The sequence below is a fragment of the Streptomyces sp. NPDC058246 genome, assembly GCF_042881985.1.
GTDB lineage: Bacteria > Actinomycetota > Actinomycetes > Streptomycetales > Streptomycetaceae > Streptomyces.
Genome location: NZ_JBHVWZ010000054.1, coordinates 23,706 through 29,921, shown reverse-complemented (window position 1 = coordinate 29,921; position 6,216 = coordinate 23,706). Strand labels below are relative to the sequence as shown.

Annotated in this window: 7 protein-coding genes and 1 rRNA gene; 7 read left to right on the top strand and 1 reads right to left on the bottom strand. The window is 68.7% G+C overall.

Annotated features, from left to right (window positions below; genetic code table 11):
- The 5 genes from rrf to ACFVXA_RS39765 form a co-directional block, all read left to right on the top strand.
- Positions 1-93: ribosomal RNA gene (rrf, locus tag ACFVXA_RS39785) — 5S ribosomal RNA — on the top strand; the annotation flags it as partial.
- A 61-nt stretch (positions 94-154) separates the two neighbouring features.
- On the top strand, positions 155-799 hold the full coding sequence (locus ACFVXA_RS39780; protein WP_389939287.1) for an HAD family hydrolase: 645 nt from the start codon (positions 155-157) through the stop codon (positions 797-799).
- A 134-nt stretch (positions 800-933) separates the two neighbouring features.
- Positions 934-1,659 (top strand): VC0807 family protein, encoded by a 726-nt coding sequence (locus ACFVXA_RS39775; protein ID WP_383912024.1) that lies wholly within the window; start codon positions 934-936, stop codon positions 1,657-1,659.
- 184 nt (positions 1,660-1,843) lie between these two features.
- Entirely contained in the window at positions 1,844-3,061 is a 1,218-nt protein-coding gene (locus ACFVXA_RS39770) for an MFS transporter (protein ID WP_390028663.1), read from the top strand.
- Positions 3,012-4,184, top strand: coding sequence for an acetoin utilization protein AcuC (locus ACFVXA_RS39765; RefSeq protein ID WP_362033451.1), 1,173 nt, complete (start codon positions 3,012-3,014; stop codon positions 4,182-4,184). The genes ACFVXA_RS39770 and ACFVXA_RS39765 overlap by 50 nt, the downstream gene beginning before the upstream one ends.
- An 83-nt stretch (positions 4,185-4,267) precedes the next feature.
- On the opposite strand, the gene ACFVXA_RS39760 is transcribed toward ACFVXA_RS39765, so the two are convergent.
- Positions 4,268-4,705: a hypothetical protein gene (locus tag ACFVXA_RS39760; RefSeq protein ID WP_362033449.1), complete on the bottom strand. Its 438-nt coding sequence runs from the start codon at positions 4,703-4,705 to the stop codon at positions 4,268-4,270.
- Between the two features lie 244 nt (positions 4,706-4,949).
- Between ACFVXA_RS39760 and ACFVXA_RS39755 the strand changes: the two genes are divergently transcribed.
- A complete protein-coding gene (locus ACFVXA_RS39755) occupies positions 4,950-5,765 on the top strand; it encodes a phosphatase (RefSeq protein ID WP_383747708.1) in 816 nt (271 codons plus the stop codon).
- Between the two features lie 129 nt (positions 5,766-5,894).
- Entirely contained in the window at positions 5,895-6,107 is a 213-nt protein-coding gene (locus ACFVXA_RS39750; RefSeq protein ID WP_004984898.1) for a helix-turn-helix domain-containing protein, read from the top strand.
- Positions 6,108-6,216: the final 109 nt, after the last annotated feature.

Below are 6,216 nucleotides of genomic sequence, written 5' to 3'. Positions count from 1 at the left end.
ACGCCCGGTTACATTCCGAACCCGGAAGCTAAGCCTTACAGCGCCGATGGTACTGCAGGGGGGACCCTGTGGGAGAGTAGGACGCCGCCGAACAAATTTTGAGAAAACCCCCTTGCCCTTCGGCAAGGGGGTTTTCTGCGTTTAGGGTCTTCTTATGCGCTACGACCTGGTCATCTTCGACAACGACGGCGTCCTCGTGGACAGTGAGCCGATTTCCAACACGATCCTCGCCGCGTACCTCAGCGAACTGGGGCACCCCACCTCCTACGAGGAGTCCCTCCGTGACTACATGGGCGCCGCCATGCACCGTGTGCACGACCTGGTCGAGGAGCGGACCGGGCAGCGACTGCCGGCGGACTTCGACGAGATCTTCCACGAGCGCGTCTTCGCCGCCTTCGAGCGGGAGTTGGAGCCCGTCCCCGGTGCCGTCCAGGTGCTGGAGAAGCTGGCCGCGGACGGGGTGCCGTACTGCGTGGCCTCCTCAGGGAGCCATGACCGGATCCGGGTGGGGCATCGGAAGACCGGGCTCGACCGGTGGTTCGACGAGGGGCGCGTGTTCAGTTCGCAGGACGTGGGGCGGGGCAAGCCCGCACCCGATCTGTTCCTGTACGCGGCCGAGCGCATGGGCGTACCGCCGCGGCAGTGTGTCGTCGTGGAGGACAGTCCGCTCGGCGTGCGGGCGGCGAACGCGGCCGGGATGGACGTCCTCGGATTCACGGCGATGACGCCCGCAGCCCGGCTCGCCGGCGCCACGCAACTCTTCTCCGACATGGGGGAGTTGGCTGACCTGCTCGTATGACGGCTGCCGGAACCCGGCACTGACATTTGTCATGCCGAGCTCCGGACGATCGTTTCTGTTGGCGGGTGGGTTCCGACCGCGAAGCTGAGTACATCGAAACGGGACGTACACAGTGACGACGGAGGGACCCGAACATGAGCATCACCGCCATCGAGACCAGCAGCGAAGCGACCGCCGTCGAGACAAGCGGCACGGCCACCACGACGGCCACCGAGACGGCCGCCACCCGGCCCAGCTTCCTCCCGCTGATCCTGGACGTGGCCGTGCCGGTCGGGTCGTACTACCTCCTGAAGAACGCGTTCGGTATGAGCACCATGGCGGCGCTCGGCTGGAGCAGCGTGGTGCCGGCGGTGCGGACCGCGTGGTCCGCGGTGAAGGAGCGGAAGGTCAACGCACTTGCCGGGCTGATTCTCTTCGTCAATGTCGTCGGACTGCTCCTCAGCCTCGTCGCTGGTGACCCGCGGCTGATGCTGGCGAAGGACAGCGGGGTCAGCAGCGCCATCGGGATCGGCATCCTGGTGTCCGTGAAGCTCGGCAGGCCGATGATGACGGCGGGCATGAAGCCGTTCCTCATCAAGGGCGACGCGGCCAAGAACGCGGCCTGGGACCGGCTGGTCGCCGGCTCCCCGCGGTTCCGGAAGGCGGAGCGGGTCTTCTCCCTCGTCTGGGGCGTGGTGCTGCTCGGCGAGTGCGTCCTGCGGATCGTGGGTGCCTACACGCTGCCGATCGACACCATGGTCTGGCTCGGCACGGTCGTGATGATCACCTCGATGGCCGTCGCCTTCCTGGTCAGCGGGCGCTTCGCGGTCGTCCCGATGGAGAAGATGCTGGAGGAGGAGCTGGCCCGGCAGGCCCGCTGAATCGGCTCCCCGCCCGCCAAGCCCCGCACCATCCCTCCTGACGGGCCCTCCACCGAGCGCACCCGCCAAGCGACCCGCCCAGCCAACCCGCCCAGCCCCTCCGCAAGCTCCTCCACGAAGCTGAGCGGAATTCATCTTCGGCTGGATCTACCCACCGGTAAGCCGGGGCCCTACGCTCGCCGCCATGACAGATGTGCTGCGGCGCGGTAGGGCCTCTTTGGCGTTCAGCTTCTTCGCTCAGGGAGCCACCTTCGCGCTGCTCGTGACGCGCATTCCGGCCATCCAGGACCGTTACGGGATCTCCGACGCGCTGCTGCCGGCCTTCCTGGCGGCCGTCCCGGTCCTCGCCGGGGTGGGCAGCGTCACCACCGAGCAGCTGGTCAAGCGCATACGCCCCAGCCGCATCCTGAGGTGGTCCCAGCCCGTCGTCCTGCTCGCCCTGCTCGGTGTCGGCGCCGGCGACCGCCTCGTCGAGGTCGCGGTCGCCCTCGGCGCCTTCGGCCTCGCGGTCGGCGCGCTCGACGCCTCGATGAACATGCTCGGCGTGAGCCTGCAGCGGACGTACGGACGCAGCATCATGCTCGGCTTCCACGCCGCGTACAGCCTGGGCGGGATTGTCGGCGCCTCGCTCGCCTGGGCGGGGGCGCACTGGCATCTGTCGCTCTTCGTGTCGTATCTGCCGGTCGCGCTGGTGCTGCTGCCGGCCACGTTCGTGGGGAGCCGGTGGTACGTCGACGGCGGCTCCGCCTCGGACCCGAAGGAGCCGGTGGCCGAGGGCGCCGGGCCCGTCGTCTTCAAGCTGCTGCTGCCGCTCTGCCTGGTGATGACGTTCGCGTACATCGGGGACTCGACGGTCTCCAACTGGAGCGCGAAATATCTCCAGGACGTGCTGGGCAGCTCGGAGCAGCTGGCGACCGTTCCGTACAACGTGTACATGGTCATGACGCTGGTGGGCCGGGCGGTCGGGGACTTCGGGGTGCGGCGGTTCGGGGCCGTGGCCGTCGTACGGGTGGGGGCGGTCGTCGCCGCTCTCGGGTTCGCGGTGGTGGCGGTGGCCCCGGGCGCGTGGGTGGGGATGCTCGGGTTCACGCTGTTGGGCCTCGGGCTGTGCGTGATCGTGCCGCAGACGTTCGCGGCCGCCGGGCGCCTCTTCCCGGGGTCCTCGGACACGGCGATCGCACGGCTCAATATCTTCAACTACGTGGGGTTCTTGATCGGTTCGCCGCTGGTGGGCGCGCTGGGGGACGCCTGGAACTATCGCGGCGCCATGCTCGTACCGATGGTGCTGGTTCTCGCGACCTTGGGGTACGCCCGGTCGTTCAGTTCTGAACCGGACCGATACGGTGACGGATATGAGCGGCCGCGCACAGCTGATGTGGGACGAGGCAGTAACGGGCTATGACTTCGGCCCGGACCACCCGATGGATCCGGTCCGGCTCGCGCTGACCAGACGACTGGTCGACGCCTTCGGGCTCGACCGGGAGGTCGATGTGGTGGCGGCGATGCCGGCCGGGGAGTCGACGCTCCGGCTGGTGCATCGCGAGGACTACGTGGAGGCGGTCAAGGCCGCTTCCATGGATCCGGAGGCCGCTGATCCGTCGTACGGGCTCGGGACCATGGACGATCCCGCCTTCGCGGGGATGCACGAGGTGTCGGCGCTCATCGCCGGGCAGTCCGTGGGGGCCGCGGAGGCGGTGTGGCAGGGGGACGCGCTGCACGCGGTGAACTTCGCGGGCGGGCTGCACCACGCGATGCCGGGGGCTGCCTCCGGGTTCTGCATCTACAACGACGCCGCGCTGGCGATCGCGCGGCTGCTGGAGCTGGGGGCCGAGCGCGTCGCGTATGTGGACGTGGACGTGCATCACGGGGACGGGGTGCAGGCGGCCTTCTGGGAGGATCCGCGGGTTCTGACGATCTCGCTGCACGAGCATCCGCGGACATTGTTCCCGCAGACCGGGTGGCCGGAGGAGACGGGGGCCGACTCCGCGGAGGGCTCCGCCGTGAATGTGGCGCTGCCCGCCGGGACCGGGGACGCGGGGTGGCTGCGGGCCTTCCACTCCGTGGTGCCCGAGCTCATCGCCGACTTCCGGCCGCAGGTGCTGGTCACCCAGCACGGCGCCGACACCCACTTCGAGGACCCGCTCGCGCACCTCGCTGTCTCGCTCGACGCACAGCGGGCGGTGCAGGTCGCCTGTCATGACCTGGCGCACGAGTACGCGGAGGGGCGGTGGGTCGCGCTGGGCGGCGGCGGGTACGCCGTGGTGGATGTGGTGCCGCGGTCGTGGACGCATCTTGTCGCCATCGCGGCGGGGCGGCCCATCGACCCCGAGACGGTGGTTCCCGAGAGCTGGCGGCAGGAAGTCTTCGCGCGTACGCGGCAGTTGGCGCCGGCGCGGATGACCGACGGGCGGTGGCCGGTGTCCTGGAAGGGGTGGGAGGCGGGGTACGACCCGGCGGACCGCCTCGATCAGGCGATCGTGGCGACGCGCCGGGCCGTGTTCCCGCTGCGGGGACTGCTGCCGTAGATCGTCCCCGCTGCGGGGACGGCTGCCGTAGATCGACAGTGTCCCCGCCGGGGAGCGCTGCTGTGGTTCCTCGGCCGACGAGGTCAGTAGCAGAGGCTCGTCTCCGAGTTGTAGTAGATGTCGATCGAGCCGCTCCACGTCATGCACTCGCCCGCCTTCGGGTGCTCCTTGTACACGGGGCCCGCGTACGTGGTGAAGGAGCCGTAGTCCCGGGCCGGGTTGCCGCTCGTGGGGTCGGTGTCGAGCGTGACCTCCATGAACACCCGGGTGCCCGGGTTGTTGCGGACGGTCACGGCGCAGAACCCCTGGTTCCCGACGTTGTACGTGACGTACGTGGTGCCGATGGTGGTGGTGGGCGAGGACTTGATCGGCGTGGACGCGGTGACGCGGTAGCCCGCCCCGCAGGCGCCGTTGTACGCGGCCGTGGTGGCGGCGGACGCCGGGGTGGTCGCGGCGAGGGTGCCGCCGAGGGCCAGGACGGCGAGAGCGGCGGCGGTTGTCGTGCGACGGGACAGCTTCATGGTGTTTCCCCCTGTGGTGATGATGACTGGCGCCCGATGGTCAACTGGCGCTTGGTGCAGACGTGTTGTGAGACCCAGGGCCCCTTCTGATGGTTGTGGGCCTATTTGTCACTGTCCTGTCACCGGCGTCACGTGGAGGCAACGAGCCACCCTCCGCGGCGGCTCGGGTACCCATTAGGCCAACTGTGGGGCATTTTCTGCGTTTTGGGCATGCGGAGGTGGTGGATGCGTCAGCATCGCTGTCGTGTTGAGCACCGGAGCATTGCGTGCACACCTGCTGGCAGCCCGGTTGGCCGGGCCCGTGGCCACCTCCCGCGAGGAGAGCCTGCGCAGCTATCGGCTCTTCGCGGCCCGCGATCCCCGCGTACTGCTCGGGCTTGATCCCGAATGGACCTGGCGACAGCGGGACCTGATCGAGTTGATGGCCGACAAGTGCGGAGTATCGGCCGATCCATTGCACACTTCAGGGCATGATGTGATCGACCCGGAGCGGACCCTGGCGGCTCTCGACGCCTTCGCGGCGCGGATCGGTGCGGCGGCCCGTGACCGCATTCCGGTACTCCTCGGCACCGGACATCCGCACCGGCTGATCGGTTTCTACGCCGCGCTGGCGGACGCCCTGTCGGCGGCGGGGTGTGCCGTCCTCACCCCCGCGCAGGGTAGCTGTGTCGACATAACGACCCGGTTCGGTCTACGCACGTACAACCTTGACTACGTACAAGGTGTCGCGCTGGTGCGCGAACCCGGCGTGCGGGCCCCCGGTCGTGCGACCGGCGCACACACCCACTCACCCCTCCCGGTTCGGACCGCTCTGGCCGCCGCGGCGGAGTCCGGCGGGCCGCTCCCCGAGCTGGTCATCGGAGACCACGGATGGGTCTGCGGGGCAGGTCAGCTGGGGTTTGAGGCGATGGGGCTGGCCGATACGGACGATCCCGCGCTCTTCGTCGGAGAGGCAGAGGGGCGGGTGTCCGTCGTCGTTCCGCTTGATGACGCTGTGCGGTCTGATTACTACCGGCCGCTTACTCGCTATGTACTCAATCGAGCGTGTCTGTCACAGTAGGCGGCCGATGGCATCCCCTCTTCCCCACTCGCATCACCCGCCCCTACATTGGGGAGTGAGCACGCAACGACGAAGAGTCACCGGAAGGGGAAGCCGGTGGCCGTCGAGTGCGGAAGGTTCAGGTGTGTCATGGCTGCAGCTGGCGAGAGGCCTCTGAACGAGGTTCAGTTCCTTACCGTGGCGGAAGTCGCCTCGGTGATGCGAGTGTCGAAGATGACCGTGTACCGCTTGGTGCACAGCGGTCATCTGCCGGCGATCCGGGTGGGGAGGTCCTTCCGGGTGCCGGAGCAAGCGGTTCACGAGTACCTCCGCGAGAGCTATGTGGGGGTGGAGACGGCCTGACGGTGTTCCGGGAGAGCGGTACAAGATCTCCCGGAACCCCTCGATTACGACCTCGGCGCTCGGACCGGTAGGCTGGCCCCTCATAGGTCGTGTGGGCCCATGCAGCCCA